The following is a 17370-nucleotide window of genomic DNA, read 5'->3' as shown; positions in this document are numbered from 1 at the left end:
AATTGAGCCAAACGAGAGTTCAAAGCTGGGTGCGAACCGTCCACAGTTCCGGAAACAGGACGACCTCGAGCATCTTCTTGAGATAGGAGGCTCCCGACGTGCCGCCGGTACCGCGCTTCAGGCCGATGATGCGCTCGACGGTCGTGACGTGGTTGAACCGCCAGCGGCGGAAATAGTCCTCGAAGTCGACCAGCTTCTCTGCCAGTTCATAAAACATCCAGTAGCGCTGCGGATCGCGGTACACCGTCTGCCAGGCGACCAGGACTTCTTCGTTCTCGGTCCGCGTCTCGCGCCAATCCGTGCGCTTTGCGTCCGGCCCGATGTCGAAGCCATTGCGCGCCAGAAGCAGCAGCGCTTCATCGTAGAGCGACGGCTCCGCCAGGATCGCCTCCAGCTTCTGGCTGAGGTCCGGCCGGTGCTTGTGCGGCCCGAGCATGGCGAGGTTGCGGTTACCGGCCATGAACTCGATGGCGCGATACTGCCAGGACTGGAAACCCGAGGACTGGCCGAGCGAGTCGCGAAACTCGGTGTATTCGCTGGGCGTCATCGTGCGCAGCACGTCCCAGGCATTGTTCAACTGCTCGAAAATGCGGGCGACACGCGACAGCATCTTAAAGCTCGGTTCGAGGCGGTCGGCACGGATCGAGCGGATCGCCGCGCCAATCTCGTGCAAAGCGAGTTTCATCCACAATTCCGATGTCTGGTGCTGGATGATGAACAGCATTTCGTCATGCGCCGAGGACATCGGCGTCTGGGCCTCCAGCACTTTCTCCAGGTGCAGATAGTCGCTGTAGGACATGCGCTCCTTGAACGACATCTCTGCGCCTTCAGAGGCCGGATCGTAAGGCTCGCTCACTTGATCTTCTCCGTGCGCAGCCGGAAGCGCTGGATCTTGCCGGTCTGGGTCTTCGGCAGAGCGGCGATGAATTTGACCGATCGGGGATATTTGTAGGGCGCGATGGCTGCCTTGACGTGGTCCTGCAGGCGCTTGACGGTCATTGCGTCTGGCGGGACACCTTGCACCAGCACGACATGCGCCTCGACGATCTGGCCTCGCTCGCCGTCCTCGGCACCGATGACCGCGCATTCGGCGACATCGGGATGCGACAGCAGCGCCGCCTCGACCTCGGGTCCGGCGATGTTGTAGCCGGCGCTGACGATCATGTCGTCGGAACGTGCGGCGAAGTGGAAGAAGCCGTCCTCATCCTGCGTGAAGGTATCGCCGGTGAGGTTCCAGCCGTCGCGCACATAGTCCTTCTGCCTGTCATCGGCCATGTAGCGGCAGCCGGTCGGCCCGCGCACCGCCAGCCGTCCGGTCTCGCCACGCGGCACCTCGCGCATCTCCTCGTCGACGATGCGCGCCTCGTAACCGCCCACCGGCTTGCCGGTCGAAGCGGGCTTCCTGTCGTCAAAGCGGTTGGAGATAAAGATGTGCAGCATTTCGGTGGCACCGATGCCGTCAAGGATAGGCTTGCCGGTCTTTCGCGTCCACTCTTCGAAGACCGGAGCCGGCAAGGTCTCGCCGGCCGAGACGGCAACGCGCAACGATGACAGATCGGCGCCTTCGTCCATGGCCTTCAGCATGGCCCGGTAGGCGGTCGGCGCGGTGAACGAAATGGTCGCTTTGTAGGTCTCGATGATATGGACCATGTTGGGCGGCGTCGCCTGTTCCAGCAGTGTTGCCGCCGCGCCGAAGCGCAGGGGGAAAATGGCAAGCCCGCCAAGGCCGAAGGTGAAGGCGAGCGGCGGCGAGCCGACGAAGATGTCGTCGGGCGTCACCTGCAGGACTTCACGGGCGTAGGCATCGGCGATGATCAGCAGGTCGCGGTGGAAATGCATCGTCGCCTTCGGCACGCCGGTCGTCCCCGAAGTGAAGCCGAGCAGGGCTACATCGTCGCGGCCGGTGCTGACGGCGGTGAAGGTAACCGGCTTGTCAAGGGCGGCGCGGTCGAGCTCGGCGTCATGGTTGGCCGTGCCGTCGAAGCCGATCACCTGCTTCAGGAATGCGCTGTCCTTGGCGCAGGCGGTCATCTCGTCCATCAGCCTTGTGTCGCAGAGCGCGGTCGTGATCTCGGCCTTGTCGACGATCTTGGTGAGTTCTCCGGCGCGCAACATCGGCATGGTGTTGACCACGACAGCACCGACCTTGGTGGCGGCCAGCCAGCAGGCGACCATTGCCGGGTTGTTGGCGGAGCGGATCAGCACCCGGTTGCCCGGCCTGACGCCGTAGTTCTCGACCAGCGCATGGGCGAGCCGGTTCGTCCAGTCGGACAGTTCCTTGTAGGTGCGGCGGCGGCCGTTGCCGATCAGCGCGGTGTGGTCACCGAGGCCCTTCTCGACCAGCCTGTCGGTCAATTCGACACCGGCATTGAGGTGTTCTGGATAGTCGAAGCCGTCGAGCAGGAAGTAAGGCCATTGCTCGGGCGGCGGCAGATTATCGCGCGTGAACGTGTCGGTATGCGCTGAAGGCCCAAGCATGTCGCCGCTGTCCCTGTCTGCCGCCGGCCAGCGTGCAAGGCACGTGGCGGGAGGCGGTGGATCTGAATTCCTGTCTCTCGCGGAAGGCTTCGTGCGGCCGGCTACACTCTTGTCGACATGTCACCGGAAAGGTGACCATCGGCAGGTTCGGAAAGCACGGCGGACCTCCCATTCTGTCGGTTCTTCTGCAGGCAGGATCGCACCAGTCGAAATTTGTTTCAAGCCTAAAATGTTTCTCCCCAAAGCCTTGACGCACGACATGGTGGCGGCCATTGCTAGCGCGGAGACGACGCTGTTTCGGGGAGGGTGCGGATGCTCGACCATCGCATTGCCGATTGGGACAATGCCTACGCCAACGGCCCGAATATTGCCGGCAGCGACCGTTGGCCGGCCGCCTGGTCAGGACCGGCGCAAGCGTTCCGTGACGCACTGTCGGGGGAGGGCCGGGCACGGTTCGACATCGCTTATGGCGATCGGCCGCGCAACCGGTTCGACATTTTCCTGCCGGAGGCCACGCCCAGGGGGCTCGTCGTGTTCATCCATGGCGGCTACTGGCTGGAGTCCGATAAAAGCGGCTGGTCGCATCTCGCCAAGGGCGCGGTCGGCAACGGCTTTGCCGTGGCTGCGCCTTCCTACACGCTCTGCCCGGACATCCGCATTGCCGGCATTGTCAGCGAAATCGGGGCGGCGATCGGCAAAGCGGCGACAATGGTCGGGGGACCGCTGATGTTGACCGGACATTCGGCCGGTGGACATCTCGCCAGCCGCATGGTGACCACAACCACACCGCTCGCCACCGATGTCGTGCGGCGCATACGCCACGTCGTTTCGATATCCGGCTTGCACGATTTGCGCCCGCTGATGCGCACCGGCATGAACGCCGTGCTGAAAATCGATGAGCATGAGGCGTTGACGGAAAGCCCGGCACTGCTGCGGCCAATCGATGGTGTCCGCATCACCTGCTGGGCCGGCGGTGGAGAGCGTTCCGAGTTCCTGCGCCAGAATGCGTTGCTGGCCAACATCTGGACCGGACTTGGCGCCACCACCAGTACCGTGGTCGAGCCCGACCGGCATCATTACGACGTTGTCGATGGCCTTGCCGATCCGGCGCATGCGTTGACGCAAACATTGATCTCGGAATAGGTCCAGTTATCGGCTGGTTATGATGCAATTCTTCAGCGTAACATCAGAACCCTGCAAGCGTCGCCCGCGGCGGACGCAGGGGCAAAAGGCGCGCGCACGACCAGTCCGTTGGCGTCGGCCAGCATTCTCAGCATCGAGGAATCCTGGATGCCGAACGGCGTCGCCACCAGTTCGCCGTCATCTTCCCTGACCACCGCCCGCACGTAATCCTGGCGCAGATCATTGGCCGCCAGTGCGGCGCCCAGCCGTGCCGGGCGGATGTCCTGACGATGGTCGCGACCGCCCAGCCGTGCCAGAAGCGGCTTCAGGAACAGTTGCGAGCAGACCAGGCTTGCTACCGGGTTGCCGGGCAGGCCGATGCATCTGATAGCGCCGAGGCGCCCGAACATCAGCGGCTTGCCGGGACGCATTGCGATCTTCCAGAAGCCGAGCGTCATGCCTTCGCCGGTCAGCACGTCATGAATCAGGTCGTGGTCGCCGACCGAGGCGCCGCCCAGCGTGACGATGACATCGGCGCCCGCCGCGACTGCTTTCCTGACCAGGCCGGCGATATCGTCCTTGCGGTCGGCAGCGATCCCGAGATCGAGCGCACAGGCACCGACCGATTGTGCCGCAGCGGCGACGCCGTAGGAGTTGGACGAAATAATCTGGTCAGGCCCGAGTTCGCTGCCGGGCGGCAACAGCTCGTCACCGGTGGCGATGATGGCGACCAGCGGCCGTTTCACCACGCTTACTCGGGGATGATTGGCCGATGCCGTCAGCGACAGTGCCGCCGGGTCGAGCACGCGCCCCTTCTCCAGCAGCACGTCGCCCTTGGAAAAATCGAGGCCGACGCGGCGAATGTTACGCCACGTGGCGGTGGGCTCGATCACTTCGATGTTGCCGCCGCCGAGATCCCGGACGTTTTCCTGGATAACGATGGTGTCGGCGCCGTCAGGCAACGGTGCGCCGGTGAAGATACGCACTGCCTGTGCCTGGCCGACCGCGCCGTCAAAGCCACGTCCGGCGGGCGCCATGCCGACCACCGAGAGTTTCGACGGGACCGACGCGACATCAGCGGCTCGCACTGCATAGCCGTCCATGGCCGAAGCGTTGAAGGGCGGCTGGGTGCGCAGCGCCATGACCGGTTCAGTCAGCACACGATCGATCGCCTCGATGAGCGGGACGCTTTCGCCTGCCAGCGGCATAGTGTCGTCGAGCAGGCGCTCGAGCGCGTCGGCGACCGGAACCAGTGCCATCAAAGACCTGCCTTGTAGTCGCCGGACTTGCCACCGGTCTTTTCGACCAGCCGTATGCCGGAGATGATCATGGCGCGGTCCACCGCCTTCGCCATGTCGTAAATGGTCAGGCAGGCCACCGAAGCTGCCGTCAATGCTTCCATTTCGACGCCGGTCTTGCCGGTGACGCGTGCAAGGGCGGTGACCTTCAGGCCAGGCAAAGCATGGTCAGGCTCGATGTCCACGGAAACCTTGGTCAGCAGCAGGGGGTGGCAGAGCGGGATCAGTTCATGCGTCTTCTTCGCCGCCATGATGCCGGCTATGCGCGCCGTGCCGAGCACATCGCCTTTTTTGGCATTGCCGGCGAGGATGGTCTTCAGCGTCTCAGGCTGCATCGAGACGAAACCCTCGGCGATCGCGGTGCGCGTCGTCTCGTCCTTGCCGCCGACATCGACCATATTGGCCTCGCCCTGTGCGCCAAGATGGGTGAGAGCGCCTGTCATCGTCAAATCGCGATAGAGCGACGTGCGTCCATTCGGACGCACAGAGTGCGCTCTATCACTTTGACTCTATGCATCGTGCTCTCCGAAAATCGATTCCGATTTTCGGCCCGATGCATCGGACGCCTTGCCCGTGAGCAGCGAGCGCGTTGCAGCGGTCACGTTCCGTTGGCGCATCAAGCTCTCGCCCACCAGGAAGGCGCCGATGTCCATCCTTTGCAGTCTAAGACAATCGTCATGCGAGAAGATGCCGCTTTCGCTGACCAGCAAATGACCGCCCGGCACCATCGCCCGCAACCGCTCCGACGTATCGAGGCTGGTCTCGAATGTCCGCAGATTGCGGTTGTTGATGCCGATCAATTGCGATGACAGTTTCAGCGCTCGCTCCGTCTCGGCTTCATCGTGGACCTCGATCAGGGCATCCATGCCGAGCTCGAAAGCGGTCGATTCGAGTTGGCTGGCCATGGCATCATCGACGCTGGCCATGATGATCAAAATGGCGTCCGCGCCCCAGGCCCGCGCCTCGTAGACCTGGTAAGGGTCGAACAGGAAATCCTTGCGCAGGGCGGGCAGCGTCACGGCTGCTCGCGCCTCGGTCAGAAACTCCGGTGCGCCCTGAAAGGAGGGCGCATCGGTCAGCACGGAAAGACAGGCCGCGCCGCCTTTTTCATAGGCCCTGGCCAGGCTGGGCGGATCGAAATCGGCACGGATCAACCCTTTGGACGGGCTTGCTTTCTTGATCTCGGCGATCAGTGCGAAACCGCCCGATCCGCGCTTCGCTTCGAGCGCGGCGAGGAACCCGCGCGGCGCGTCGGCGTCCTTCGCGCGCGCCTTGATCTCTGCCAGCGGCACGCGTGCCTTGGCGGCGGCGATCTCGTCGCGCTTGTAGGCTTCGATCTTGCGCAGAATGTCAGACACCGTTCACCCGTTCGAAATCTCGACCAGCCGGTCGAGCACCTGCAGCGCCCGGCCGCTGTCGATGGCCTGTGCGGCGATGGCGATGCCATCACGGAGCGTCGTAGCCTTGCCCGCAATCACCAGTCCGGCGCCGGCATTCATCAACACCATGTCGCGATAAGCGCCGGCGGTGCCGCCCAGCATATCGCGCAAGGCCTTGGCATTGTAGGCCGCATCACCGCCACGCAACTCATCCTTGGTATGACGCTTCAGTCCAACCTCTTCCGGGGTCAGCGTGAAGCCGCGGATTTCGCCGCCGATCAGTTCGGCTACCTGTGTCTCGCCTGTGGTGGTGATCTCGTCATAACCATCGCCGTGAGCGACCCAGGCATGCTCGGTGCCGAGCGCCTTCAGCGTTTCGGCCACCGGCATGATCCATTCCGGCATGAACACGCCGACCATCTGCCGCCTGACGCTAGCCGGGTTCGAAAGCGGGCCGAGCAGGTTGAAGATGGTGCGCGTACCAAGCTCGCCACGAACCGGACCGACATGCTTCATAGCCGGATGGTGCGCTGGCGCGAACATGAAGCCGACGCCGGCTTCATGGATGCACTTGCCGATTAGCTCCGGCGCGATGTCGATCCTGACGCCAAGGGCAATCAGCACGTCGGCCGCGCCGGTCAGCGAGGACAGGCCGCGATTGCCGTGCTTGGCGACCGGCACGCCGCTGCCGGCAATGACAAAGGCGGAAGCCGTCGAGATGTTGACCGAGTGCGAATTGTCGCCACCGGTGCCGACGATGTCGATGGCGCCGTCAGGAGCATCGACGCGCAGCATCTTGGCGCGCATTGTGGCGACAGCGCCCGAAATTTCGCTCACCGTCTCGCCGCGTACGCGCAACGCCATCAGGAAGCCGCCGATCTGGCCTGGGGTCGCATCGCCCGACATGATGATGTCGAAGGCCTCGCAGGCTTCCTCGAAGGACAGGGCGGTGCCGGTCGCGACTTTGGCAATATGGGTTTTCAGCGCGCTCATCTTGTCGAGGCTTGGGCAACGGCGGCCCGGTCGATGCGGACGTCGTACTGCGTCTGCAACTGCGCCACCAACTGGTCGAGCAGGTCGTCGGACATGCCGGAGGTGAATGATTTCTGCGCGTCGTCCGGCACCGAGTTGGCGTCGGCGCCGGCCGGTTCGAACACTTCGGCGACCTTGAACAGGATCTGGCCGTCGCCGGTGGGCGAGGGGATCAATCCGGTGCCGCCTTCGCCGACGCCGAACATGACGGCGGCGCCCTCCTTGCCGAAATCGGCGTCGTCGGCTTCGCGCTTCAAGCCGCGCTTGGTCTGCTTCTCCAGCTTGAGTTCGCCGGCGATAACGTCGAGCGTGGCACCGGCCTTGAGGCGCTTCTCGAGTTCGTCCGCCTTGGCGGCGAGCCGCTTGGCGGTCTCAGCCGCCGTCCAGTCGGCGACAACCTTCTGGCGCACCTCATCAAGAGTGCGGTCGCGGGCCGGTGTGATCGAACCGACTTCATAGAAGACGAAGCCGTTGTCCGCCGTGGTCAGCGCCTCGTTTTCGGTGTTCGGCTCCGCATCGAAGACGGCCTTGATCAACGCCGGCGATTCCGGCAGGTCCTTGACTATGGAGCCATCGGGCCTCAGGCCGTTGCGGTCGATGGCGTCGATGGTGATGTCTTTAAGCTTCAATTTGGCGGCCGCGTCGGCCAGCGAACTACCCGATGCGCGGGTGTCTTCATAGTTGTCGTGCACATCCAGAAGGATGCGGCTTGCCTCACCCAGCGCCAGGTCCTTGCGAATCTGGTCGGACACTTCGGCGAGCGGCTTTACCACCTCGGGCTTGATCTCGGTCACGCGCAGCAGCACTGGACCGAAGGCGCCCTGCACGACCTGGCTGACTTCGTTGGCGTTGAGCGCGAAGGCGGCATCGGCAACCGCCTTGTCGGCGATCTTGTCCTTGGCGAGCGTGCCAAGCAGCGTGTCGACCGGGGTCTTGCCCTCGGCGGTCACCAGCTTGTCGAAGGTAGCGCCGGCCTTGAGCGAATCGAGGGCCGCCTTGGCGGCATCCGGCGTCTTGAACACAAGCTGCTCGATGGTGCGCGTTTCGGGCGTGGTGTAGCGTGCCTTGTTCTTGTTGTAGTCGTCACTGACCTGCTGGTCGGTGACCGCGGTCGTATCCATGATGTCCGCCGGTTCCAGGCGGACATAGGAGAATTTACGGTATTCAGGTGCGGCATAGCTTTTCTTGTTGGCCTCGAAATAGGCCTGAAGCACGCTGTCGCTCGGCGCCGCGATCGGCTCGACCAGCGCCCTAGGCAAAGTCAAATAGTCGACCGTGCGGTCTTCACCTCGATAGAGCGCTACCGCCTTGAAAAACGTGTCCGGCGCCTTGAGGCCGTCCGAGACCGCCTCGACAATCTGCTGGCGCACCGCCACCTGGGCACGGTTCTTCAGATAATCCTCGGGCCGCATGCCGACTTGGTGCAGCATGTAGTCGAATGTCCTTCGGTCGAACTGACCGCCAGGGCCCTTGAAAGCCGGATCTTCGCGGGTGAGTTCGGCCAGCCGGTCCTTGGAGAGGCCGAGGCCGAGCTTGCGTGCCTGCTCGTCGAGGACGGCACCGGAAACGAGTTGCGCCAGCACCTGGTTGTCGATGCCGAGCGCCTTTGCCTGTTCATGAGTGAGGCGTTGACCAAACTGCTGCGACATGACGGCGAGCTGGCGGTCATAAGCGAGGCGGTATTCGTTGATCGATACCTTGGTGCCGCCGGCCGTTATCACCGAATCGTGGCCCGCAAAGCCGCCCATCAGCCGTCCGGAGATGCCCCAGGCGGCGAAACTGACCACCAGCAGCGAAAGCAATGTCTTCGCGACCCAGGTACCCGCCGCGCTTCTCAATACACCAAGCATGGTTACTTCCGATTTATGCGCATTTTCGCATGCGCCGAGTCTGAAACAAGCGCAATAGCGCCCTTCCGGCCCACTGTCGATTGCTTTGTGGCCTGATTTTGGTAGTGAGGGCCAGAGCTTGATATCGCCCGGAGAAGCACACCATGACGCCAGGAATTCGCCCGATTGTCGCCGGCAACTGGAAAATGAACGGTACCAGCGCCTCGCTGAACGAGCTCAGGATGATCGGCAACGGTTTCATGAGCGGGCTCGACGCCGAGACCGAAGCGCTGGTTTGCGTTCCCGCGACGCTGCTTTCCCATGCCGCGGAGATTTTGTCGCGCACGCCGGTCCATGCCGGTGGCGAGGACTGTCATCCCAAGGAAAGCGGTGCTTATACCGGCTCTATTTCCGCGGAGATGCTGAAGGACGCAGGCGCCAGCCACGTCATTGTCGGCCATTCCGAATGTCGCGAGCAAAGCGGCGAGGACGATGCGACCGTCCAGGCCAAGGCCACCGCCGCCTGGCGGGCCGGGCTCGTGGCCATCGTGTGCATCGGCGAGACGCGGCAGGAGCGTGAGGCTGGAGCCACGCTGGAGGTGCTGTCGCGCCAGGTCGCCGGCTCAGTGCCGCCAAGCGCCACGCCATCCAACACCGTCATTGCCTATGAGCCGGTGTGGGCGATCGGCACCGGCCTTACGCCAACCACGGCCGATGTGGCCGAGGCGCATGCGCATATCCGCGAAAAGCTGGCGGAAAAACTTGGGACCGCCGCCGCCAGGATGCGCATCCTCTACGGTGGCTCGGTCAAGCCCTCCAACGCCGTTGAACTGCTGGGCGTCAGGAATGTAGACGGAGCGCTGGTCGGCGGCGCCAGCCTGAAAGCGGCTGATTTCCTGGGTATCGCCGAAGCCTATCGCAGCATTGCCGGCTGAGATTCACCAGGATGGCGGGGTCTCATCCCTTCCAAATTCGTTGCAAAGGGGGCGTTGCTTCCCATATTCCGGCCACGGGCTTGGAAATGCCGTGAAAGCATTGTATTGAGCCGCCTCCAATTCACCGGCCGTGTCCGCGGCCGGGCAGGGCCTTGCCAGGATAAATTATGCAAACCGTACTGATCGTCATCCATCTCATGGTCGTGCTCGCCCTTGTCGGCGTGGTGCTGCTGCAGCGCTCCGAAGGCGGCGGTCTCGGCATTGGTGGCGGATCGGGCTTCATGACCGCGCGCGGCGCGGCAAACGCGTTGACCCGGGCGACGGCGATCCTGGCGGCAGCGTTCTTTGTGACGTCGCTGACCTTGTCGATCATTGCCCGCTACGGCGAAAAGCCGATCGACATTCTCGATCGGGTTCCCGCGACCTCGGATGGCGCCGGCAAGGGCGTGCTCAACCAATTGCCGGGTACGGCCACGCCGGCACCCGCCGGCAACACCACGCCGACGCCGCCGTCCGGCAACGACGCCGCGACAAAACCGCTGGCAACTGCCCCGGCCACCGCGCCCGCCGGCGGCACCACGCCGCCAGCGGCCAATGGAACCACCAACACCGCGCCGGCGTCGCCTCAGGTTCCGAACCAATAACCTTACGTTCGAAACCGCGATCTGTGTTCGTTTGAACACAGTCGCGGCAAATGCTGCGCAATCACGAAGATTCGACGGACCGCGGCGCGGTCTCGCGCTTGAGGCATACGCGCTTATTCGACTATAGATTGCACGCGGCATTTTCGGCGTCCTTGGGGGACGTCGGGCGACGCCGTGGGCAACAAGCATTGAACGATCGGATCTTCGCCATGCAGCTTCGCAGCTTCATTTTCCTGGGACTTTGCGCCGCAATCGGCATGAGTTCCCCGGCCACCGCCGCCATGCCGGCAAACATGGCCGCACAACAGTCGGTGTCGCTTGAAAAGACCGACGCCATCCCCGTCGCAGCCAAAAGCGATGCGACGCAGTTGAAGCTTCTCAAGAAGAAGAAAAGCCCCACGCCGGAGGATCTCGCCCAGATCAAGAAGATCGAGGCCAAGATCGTCGCCGACAAGGAGGATGCCAAGGCCAAGGCGCTCGATGCCAGGAAAATGGCGATGCGCGAGGCGGCCAAGGCCAGGGCTGACGCAGATCGGCAGGCGTTCCTAGTCAGCAAGGGCCAGAAAGCGGCGGCAACGGACTTGGCCGACGCCAAGCCGGCCAAGAAGACCGTCAAGATCATCGAACCGATCGAACCTGTCACCCCGATCCCGGCGGCCGAGGCCATCCCAGCCGAGGCGATGAATGTCGCTTTGACGGGCAACAATGGCGAACTGCGCAGCGAGGTCGTCGGCGGCCAGAAGCAGTCAAGCGGCGGCCTGTTCGCGGGTCTGTTCGGTGGAACCTCGTCTGGCTCATCGATCAGCTATCTGCCCGAGACACGCGCGCTCGACTCGGCACTTGCCCAGAAGAACGCCAAGAAGCCGTTCAAGGTGAAGCCGGAATTCGTGCCTCAGGACGTGGAATTCACCGGCTATGACGCCGGCACAATCGTCATCGACACCAGCGCTCGCCGACTCTACCTCGTCGAATCGTCGACCACCGCACGCCGTTACGCCATCGCGGTCGGCCGCGAAGGCCTGCAGTTCAAGGGCACGGTCGCGGTCGGTGACAAGCAGGAGTGGCCGCGCTGGATCCCGACGCTCGACATGCAGAAGCGCGAGCCCAAGCACTACGGCCAGTACAAGGACGGCATGGCCGGCGGCGGCCAGAACCCGCTCGGCGCCCGCGCTATCTATCTCTATGACGGCAGGAAGGACACGCATCTGCGTATCCACGGCACCATCGCGCCGCAGTCGATCGGCACCAGCGCGTCCAATGGCTGCTTCCGCATGATGAACGAGCACGTCATGGATCTATACAGCCGCGTCCGGGTCGGCACCAAAGTCGTCATCATCTGACGTTTCCGTCATCATGCCGAAAGGGCCGGCTCAGCCGGCCCTTTTGTTTTGCTTAGCGCAATTCAATGTTTGATGGAATCTCTGTAACTGCTTTGTTTTTACTGCAAATTCCGGACGGAAAACCGCTACGCACTTTTTCCTGGAATTGCTCTAAGGTCCCCGGTCAAAACCCTTTGGCGGTGATGCCTGTCCGAAAACCGGATCCCGCTTTTCGGGATCATGGTCCGAGCGCCTTTTTGGGAAAAAGCCTTCGCGGCGGTTTTTTCTCTGGCGGAATCAATCCGGCCGCGTTAAGCGATGACTCCCATGGCGCGATATGTATTCATCACAGGCGGCGTGGTTTCCTCACTTGGAAAAGGCATTGCCGCAGCGGCCCTTGGGGCTCTCCTGCAGGCGCGAGGTTATCGCGCACGCATCAAAAAACTCGACCCCTACTTGAACGTCGATCCCGGCACGATGTCGCCGTACCAGCACGGCGAGGTGTTCGTCACCGATGACGGTGCCGAGACGGACCTCGATCTTGGCCATTACGAGCGCTTCACCGGCCGGTCCGCCAATCAGCAGGACAACATCACGACCGGCCGTATCTACAAGAACATCATCGAGCGCGAGCGGCGCGGCGATTATCTCGGCGCCACGGTGCAGGTGATCCCGCACGTCACCGACGAGATCAAGAACTTCGTCCTCGACGGCAATGACGACTATGATTTCGTGCTGTGCGAGATCGGCGGCACGGTCGGCGACATCGAGGCGATGCCGTTCCTCGAGGCGATCCGCCAGCTCGGCAACGATCTGCCGCGCAACAACGCCGTCTATGTCCACCTGACGCTGATGCCCTATATCCCGACGGCGGGCGAACTGAAGACCAAGCCGACCCAGCATTCGGTCAAGGAACTGCGCGGCATAGGCATCGCGCCCGACATTCTTCTGGTGCGCGCCGACCGCGCCATCCCCAAGGAAGAGCGCCGCAAGCTGTCGCTGTTCTGCAATGTCGGGGAAAGCGCCGTCATCCAGGCGCTCGACGTGCCGCATATCTACGACGTGCCGATGGCCTACCACAAGGAAGGTCTGGATTCGGAAGTGCTCGCCGCGTTCGGCATCGAGCCGGCGCCCAAGCCGCGCATGGAGCCATGGCAGGCAGTCTCCAACCGTATCCACAATCCGGAAGGCGAGGTCACCATCGCCATCGTCGGGAAGTATACCGGCCTCAAGGATGCCTACAAATCGCTGATCGAGGCGCTTTCGCATGGCGGGCTGGCCAACCACGTCAAGGTCAAGCTCGACTGGATCGAATCGGAGATCTTCGAAAAGGAAGACCCGACGCCATGGTTGGAGAAGGTGCACGGCATATTGGTGCCCGGCGGCTTCGGCGAACGCGGCTCGGAAGGCAAGATCCTGGCGGCCAAATTCGCACGCGAGCGCAAGGTGCCGTATTTCGGCATCTGCTTCGGCATGCAGATGGCGTGCATCGAGGCGGCGCGATCGCTGGCCGGTGTCGAACATGCCTCGTCGACTGAATTCGGCCCGACCAAGGAACCTGTCGTCGGTTTGATGACCGAATGGCTGAAAGGCAACATGCTGGAAAAGCGCAGGGCGACTGGCGATCTCGGCGGCACCATGCGGCTCGGCGCCTATCAGGCCGAGCTCGCCAAGGGTTCGAAGATCGCCGACATCTATGGCGACACCCAAATTTCCGAACGTCACCGGCACCGCTACGAGGTCAATATCGACTACAAGCAGCGCCTGGAGGATTGCGGGCTGGTGTTTGCAGGCATGTCGCCCGACGGTGTGCTGCCGGAGACGGTCGAATACCCCGACCATCCCTGGTTCATCGGCGTGCAATATCACCCCGAACTGAAGAGCCGGCCGCTCGATCCGCATCCGCTGTTTGCCAGCTTCATCGAGGCGGCGGTGGAGCAGAGCCGCCTGGTCTGACGGCTTCCATGCGGACCTATGTCGCGCTTCTCTACAGCATCATCCTGGGAGAGGGGCGGCGGGTCGTCATGTCCGACCTCAAGGCCATGGCGGAAAGCCTCGGCCTGAAGAATGTCCGCACCCTGGTGGCGACCGGCAACCTGGTCTTCGAGAGCGAAAGGATCTCGGTCGCCGGCCTCGAGAAGCTGCTGGAATCCGCGTTCGAACAGGCCTTTGGCCGCCACGTCGACATCATCGTCCGTGCCGCCGATGACTGGCGCAAACTCGCAAGCAGCAATCCATTCCCGACCGAGTCGGTGGAAGCCGGCGACCAGGTGGCGGTGCGCGTAATGCGCAAACCTGTAGCCGAAGACGCAATATCCGGGCTTCAAGCCTGTGCCGCCGCGGACGAGAAGGTGCTTCTGGTCGGCGGCGACATCTGGGTCGTCTTTTCAAGGGAGAGGCCCAGCTCGCGCCTACTTGCCGCTGCCAACCACAAGCGCATGGGCGTCGGCACCTCGCGCAACTGGAACACCTTGCGCAAGCTGGCCGAAATGATCGCGCGGTAGAGCGGGGCGGCTCGGGGCCGCCCCGCTATGGTTTCATCAAGCTTTCGCCATCTTGGCGCTGGCGCTCACGGCCGCAGTGCGCAGCACGTAGTAGATGACGCCGGCAATCGCCACGCCGAAGAACCAGCCATAGACGCCCCACCAGGACGGCAGCCAGTTGGTGAAGTTGGGCAGGATCGACGAGAAGATGGCGCCGATGCCGGCGGCGATGAAGGCATTGACGTGCCAGCCACCCTGGAAGCGGAACTCGCCGTCCTCGCGATATAGCGCCTCGACGTCGACTTCACCTTTGCGGATCAGATAGTAATCGACCATCATCACGCCGAAGATCGGCCCCATCGTTGCGCCGATGACGTTGACGAAGGATGCGGCACTGCCTTCCCACGGTGCGAAGGGATAGAGCACCAGCGCGATGACGGCCGCGATGTAGCCGCCTTTCTTGAAGTCGATCTGGCGGGGAAAGACATTGGAAAAATCGAAGGCCGGCGAGACGAAGTTGGCCACGACATTGATGCCGAGCGTCGCCACCGCGAAGGTCAGGGCGGCAAGGGCGGCCAGGAACCAGCTGTCGAACTTGGCCGAGATCTGGTCGGGGTGCAGCAGCACCTCATGGTAGACGTCGTATGCGGCGATGGTGGTGACGCCGGCGACCAGCGAGAACAGGATCAGGTTGATAGGCAGGCCCCAAATATTGCCCTTGCGCAGCGATGCCTGGTCGGGGGCATAACGGGCGAAATCGCAGAAGTTGAGATAGAGCGCCGAGAAGTACGTCACCCAGATCGCCGCCACGGCAAACAGTGCGGTCCAAGACCCTGGATCACCAGGAACCCCCGCATCCTTGGTCTTTTCCAGCAGTACATCCATTGGAATATCGCTGGTGAAGGCGAAGGTTCCTGATTTGACGCAGAGATAGACCGCCAGGATCAGCATCATCACCCAGACCGCCGGGCCAGCCCAGTCCTGGAAGCGGCGAACCGTTTCCATGCCGCGTTGGATGATCAGCAGTTGCAGTGCCCATATGACTACGAAGCAAATCACCTCCAGGCCGGAATGGCCAAGGAAATGGGTGTTGGCGTTGAAATCGGCGAACCATTGCGAGCGGATCAGCAATGCGACGATGGCGCCTGAGGCGGCCGCTGTCTGCGCGCCGTACCAGAAGCAGGCGACGATGGCGCGCACCAGTGCCGGAATGTTGGCGCCCCAGATGCCGAAGGAGGCGCGGGCGAGCACGGGGTAGGGCACACCGGTCTTCACACCGGCGTAACCAACCATGTTCATCAGTGCGTAGATGATCAGCGAACCGATGCCGATGGCGACGATGAAATTGACGAAGCCGCCACAAAACAGAAACAGGCTGGCGGCGAGGTAGTAGCCCCATAGGCTATGGACGTCCGACGTCCAGACGTTGAAGATCGAGAACGGTCCCCAGTTCCGAACCTTGGCAGGAGCGAGGTCTTCATTATACAGGTCAGGCGATGCGCCTTGTATCGTCATTGCAATGTCCCCTTCTTGCAGCACGCGCCCTCACGCGTTGACCGCAGAGGTTACGCCTGACGCAGGGGAACCGGCAAGCAATCGATTTGCCGGCTTTGGCCTTAAAGATATTCAATGCGAACGGCGATTATCGACAGGCCCTGATGGTGAGCCGCTTTTGAAACAGGGCTGCCTGTTGATTCGAATTCTCGATCCACGGCTTCCAGTTTGCCCTGCTGCAGCAGATTCTGGGCCGTCATCGTGTCGACGAGCGCTATTCCAGCGCCATTGATCGTCTCACGCATGATCAGCGTACAATCATCCAGCGTCGTGTTGGATTTCGGCGTTGTGTTGATTCCGGCGGTCTCTGCACAAAACGCGGCGAGCAGATGTTCGATATGAAGGCCGACATGGGCGGTGCGGCCGCAGTGGTCGGCCTGCTGATCGCGCTGGCCCGGCAAGGCAGCCCGGTGCACGTCCTCGGCGTGCTCGGCATTGCCAAGAACGTCGGCAACCTGGTGGCCGAACCGTTGCGCGCAGATCGTCAACCTGCTTGCCGATCTCCAGGAGAAACCCGCATCGCGGTCATGTATATCGGCTCGATCGTCGAGGAGGGCCCGGCGGAAGAGGTGTTTTCAGCCCCCGCCCACCCTTACAGCCAGGCCCTGATCTCGGCCGTTCCCGTCGTGCAGACGACGCCCAGTGGGACGCGTAAGCGCCCCCCGATGCCCAATCGCGGTTGAGCGCTGCCGATCGGAACGGCCGGAGTTGAGGGAGCACCAATCCGGCCGCTAAATTTCTTTAAACATTTCTGTTTTCCGTATGGAACAAATGGCCAGGCGGGGCGTTTCACAGGGTTCGATCGAGCACATCTCGATCGACCGGGAGGAAACAATGGACTACCTGCATTTCTTTGCGCCCGTGCGGATATCGCGCGGGCAGGGGCATCCTGTAGAAGAAGTGGATAGTGTTGCCGAGGCGATGGTTTTCTTGCGTAAATGGCCGACGGGACGACGTGGCCCAGTGTATCAGTGCGCGCTGAATTGCTGCTCGGCTGCCCTGTCGGGACAGATGTCGGCGGAGGAAGCCAGAAAAGCGTTCACCGGATTCGCCCGGATCACGCGGCTTCTCGACGATGACATGGCGCTGCCGATGGGCAGCGACAGCATGGCGAGCATACACGCGCTGCGGCGATAGCCGCCACGCCCCTTTGCTTCTGGTGGATCGCGCCCGTGACGGACGCGATGGAGGTTGTGTCTGCCCTTTCGGGACATGTCGAGGTATCGCTTCTCAATTCTCCCTGAACCCACAATCGAGCGAATCGCGAACCGGCGTCAATATCAAGCATGCTAGAAGC

17 protein-coding genes are annotated in these 17370 nt (G+C 62.6%); 8 read left to right on the top strand and 9 right to left on the bottom strand.

The window, feature by feature from the left end; all coding sequences use genetic code 11:
- Positions 1 to 19 precede the first annotated feature (19 nt).
- On the bottom strand, positions 20 to 856 hold the full coding sequence (kynA, locus tag ACVWWD_RS21685) for a tryptophan 2,3-dioxygenase (RefSeq protein WP_352547034.1): 837 nt from the start codon (positions 854 to 856) through the stop codon (positions 20 to 22).
- Positions 853 to 2478, bottom strand: coding sequence for an AMP-binding protein (locus ACVWWD_RS21680; RefSeq protein ID WP_352547032.1), 1626 nt, complete (start codon positions 2476 to 2478; stop codon positions 853 to 855). The genes kynA and ACVWWD_RS21680 overlap by 4 nt, the downstream gene beginning before the upstream one ends.
- A 312-nt stretch (positions 2479 to 2790) precedes the next feature.
- Here ACVWWD_RS21680 and ACVWWD_RS21675 point away from each other — a divergent pair, with 312 nt between their 5' ends.
- A complete protein-coding gene (locus tag ACVWWD_RS21675) occupies positions 2791 to 3621 on the top strand; it encodes an alpha/beta hydrolase (RefSeq protein ID WP_352547031.1) in 831 nt (276 codons plus the stop codon).
- Positions 3622 to 3653: 32 nt separating this feature from the next.
- Here the strand turns inward: ACVWWD_RS21675 and ACVWWD_RS21670 are convergent, their stop codons facing one another.
- From ACVWWD_RS21670 to ACVWWD_RS21650, 5 genes are all read right to left on the bottom strand, one after another.
- Entirely contained in the window at positions 3654 to 4859 is a 1206-nt protein-coding gene (locus ACVWWD_RS21670; RefSeq protein WP_352547030.1) for a molybdopterin molybdotransferase MoeA, read from the bottom strand.
- Positions 4859 to 5341 carry a cyclic pyranopterin monophosphate synthase MoaC gene (gene moaC, locus ACVWWD_RS21665; RefSeq protein ID WP_023773794.1) on the bottom strand — a complete coding sequence of 161 codons (483 nt, stop codon included), beginning with the start codon at positions 5339 to 5341 and terminating at the stop codon, positions 4859 to 4861. The genes ACVWWD_RS21670 and moaC overlap by 1 nt, the downstream gene beginning before the upstream one ends.
- A gap of 66 nt (positions 5342 to 5407) precedes the next feature.
- Positions 5408 to 6256 carry an indole-3-glycerol phosphate synthase TrpC gene (trpC, locus tag ACVWWD_RS21660; RefSeq protein ID WP_352547028.1) on the bottom strand — a complete coding sequence of 283 codons (849 nt, stop codon included), beginning with the start codon at positions 6254 to 6256 and terminating at the stop codon, positions 5408 to 5410.
- A 3-nt stretch (positions 6257 to 6259) separates the two neighbouring features.
- On the bottom strand, positions 6260 to 7270 hold the full coding sequence (trpD, locus tag ACVWWD_RS21655; protein ID WP_352547027.1) for an anthranilate phosphoribosyltransferase: 1011 nt from the start codon (positions 7268 to 7270) through the stop codon (positions 6260 to 6262).
- Positions 7267 to 9159 carry a SurA N-terminal domain-containing protein gene (locus tag ACVWWD_RS21650; protein WP_023773791.1) on the bottom strand — a complete coding sequence of 631 codons (1893 nt, stop codon included), beginning with the start codon at positions 9157 to 9159 and terminating at the stop codon, positions 7267 to 7269. Before ACVWWD_RS21650 ends, trpD begins: the two co-directional genes overlap by 4 nt.
- A gap of 143 nt (positions 9160 to 9302) precedes the next feature.
- On the opposite strand from ACVWWD_RS21650, the gene tpiA reads away from it, so the two are divergent.
- The 5 genes from tpiA to ACVWWD_RS21625 all read left to right on the top strand — a co-directional run bounded on the left by tpiA (position 9303) and on the right by ACVWWD_RS21625 (position 14540).
- Entirely contained in the window at positions 9303 to 10073 is a 771-nt protein-coding gene (gene tpiA / locus ACVWWD_RS21645) for a triose-phosphate isomerase (RefSeq protein WP_352547024.1), read from the top strand.
- Between the two features lie 167 nt (positions 10074 to 10240).
- Positions 10241 to 10717 (top strand): preprotein translocase subunit SecG, encoded by a 477-nt coding sequence (gene secG, locus ACVWWD_RS21640; RefSeq protein WP_023773789.1) that lies wholly within the window; start codon positions 10241 to 10243, stop codon positions 10715 to 10717.
- Positions 10718 to 10926: 209 nt separating this feature from the next.
- The gene (locus tag ACVWWD_RS21635; protein WP_457103378.1) at positions 10927 to 12057 is read left to right on the top strand and encodes a L,D-transpeptidase; all 1131 of its coding nucleotides are present in this window, start codon (positions 10927 to 10929) and stop codon (positions 12055 to 12057) included.
- A gap of 297 nt (positions 12058 to 12354) precedes the next feature.
- Positions 12355 to 13992: a CTP synthase gene (locus ACVWWD_RS21630; protein ID WP_318012995.1), complete on the top strand. Its 1638-nt coding sequence runs from the start codon at positions 12355 to 12357 to the stop codon at positions 13990 to 13992.
- Positions 13993 to 14000: 8 nt separating this feature from the next.
- Entirely contained in the window at positions 14001 to 14540 is a 540-nt protein-coding gene (locus ACVWWD_RS21625; RefSeq protein ID WP_352547020.1) for a DUF1697 domain-containing protein, read from the top strand.
- Between the two features lie 36 nt (positions 14541 to 14576).
- On the opposite strand, the gene ACVWWD_RS21620 is transcribed toward ACVWWD_RS21625, so the two are convergent.
- A complete protein-coding gene (locus ACVWWD_RS21620; protein WP_352547019.1) occupies positions 14577 to 16034 on the bottom strand; it encodes an NCS1 family nucleobase:cation symporter-1 in 1458 nt (485 codons plus the stop codon).
- Between the two features lie 101 nt (positions 16035 to 16135).
- Positions 16136 to 16318 (bottom strand): hypothetical protein, encoded by a 183-nt coding sequence (locus ACVWWD_RS21615; RefSeq protein WP_352547017.1) that lies wholly within the window; start codon positions 16316 to 16318, stop codon positions 16136 to 16138.
- 84 nt (positions 16319 to 16402) lie between these two features.
- On the opposite strand from ACVWWD_RS21615, the gene ACVWWD_RS21610 reads away from it, so the two are divergent.
- Positions 16403 to 16756 (top strand): ABC transporter ATP-binding protein, encoded by a 354-nt coding sequence (locus ACVWWD_RS21610; protein WP_435053982.1) that lies wholly within the window; start codon positions 16403 to 16405, stop codon positions 16754 to 16756.
- 151 nt (positions 16757 to 16907) lie between these two features.
- Positions 16908 to 17210 carry a DUF982 domain-containing protein gene (locus tag ACVWWD_RS21605; RefSeq protein ID WP_015317826.1) on the top strand — a complete coding sequence of 101 codons (303 nt, stop codon included), beginning with the start codon at positions 16908 to 16910 and terminating at the stop codon, positions 17208 to 17210.
- Positions 17211 to 17370 lie beyond the last annotated feature (160 nt).

This window comes from Mesorhizobium sp. URHB0026 (genome assembly GCF_054059755.1).
Note: the sequence above shows the minus strand (reverse complement) of the source record. Positions and strands in the feature narration are given on the sequence as shown.

What these genes read in the sequence shown, in the direction of transcription:
- ACVWWD_RS21680 (WP_352547032.1), bottom strand. Translation starts at nt 2,478, where the DNA reads ATGCTTGGGCCTTCAGCGCATACCGACACGTTCACGCGCGATAATCTG.
- ACVWWD_RS21675 (WP_352547031.1), top strand. Translation starts at nt 2,791, where the DNA reads ATGCTCGACCATCGCATTGCCGATTGGGACAATGCCTACGCCAACGGC.
- ACVWWD_RS21670 (WP_352547030.1), bottom strand. Translation starts at nt 4,859, where the DNA reads ATGGCACTGGTTCCGGTCGCCGACGCGCTCGAGCGCCTGCTCGACGAC.
- moaC (WP_023773794.1), bottom strand. Translation starts at nt 5,341, where the DNA reads ATGACAGGCGCTCTCACCCATCTTGGCGCACAGGGCGAGGCCAATATG.
- trpD (WP_352547027.1), bottom strand. Translation starts at nt 7,270, where the DNA reads ATGAGCGCGCTGAAAACCCATATTGCCAAAGTCGCGACCGGCACCGCC.
- ACVWWD_RS21650 (WP_023773791.1), bottom strand. Translation starts at nt 9,159, where the DNA reads ATGCTTGGTGTATTGAGAAGCGCGGCGGGTACCTGGGTCGCGAAGACA.
- tpiA (WP_352547024.1), top strand. Translation starts at nt 9,303, where the DNA reads ATGACGCCAGGAATTCGCCCGATTGTCGCCGGCAACTGGAAAATGAAC.
- secG (WP_023773789.1), top strand. Translation starts at nt 10,241, where the DNA reads ATGCAAACCGTACTGATCGTCATCCATCTCATGGTCGTGCTCGCCCTT.
- ACVWWD_RS21635 (WP_457103378.1), top strand. Translation starts at nt 10,927, where the DNA reads ATGCAGCTTCGCAGCTTCATTTTCCTGGGACTTTGCGCCGCAATCGGC.
- ACVWWD_RS21630 (WP_318012995.1), top strand. Translation starts at nt 12,355, where the DNA reads ATGACTCCCATGGCGCGATATGTATTCATCACAGGCGGCGTGGTTTCC.
- ACVWWD_RS21625 (WP_352547020.1), top strand. Translation starts at nt 14,001, where the DNA reads ATGCGGACCTATGTCGCGCTTCTCTACAGCATCATCCTGGGAGAGGGG.
- ACVWWD_RS21620 (WP_352547019.1), bottom strand. Translation starts at nt 16,034, where the DNA reads ATGACGATACAAGGCGCATCGCCTGACCTGTATAATGAAGACCTCGCT.
- ACVWWD_RS21615 (WP_352547017.1), bottom strand. Translation starts at nt 16,318, where the DNA reads ATGCGTGAGACGATCAATGGCGCTGGAATAGCGCTCGTCGACACGATG.
- ACVWWD_RS21610 (WP_435053982.1), top strand. Translation starts at nt 16,403, where the DNA reads ATGTTCGATATGAAGGCCGACATGGGCGGTGCGGCCGCAGTGGTCGGC.
- ACVWWD_RS21605 (WP_015317826.1), top strand. Translation starts at nt 16,908, where the DNA reads ATGGACTACCTGCATTTCTTTGCGCCCGTGCGGATATCGCGCGGGCAG.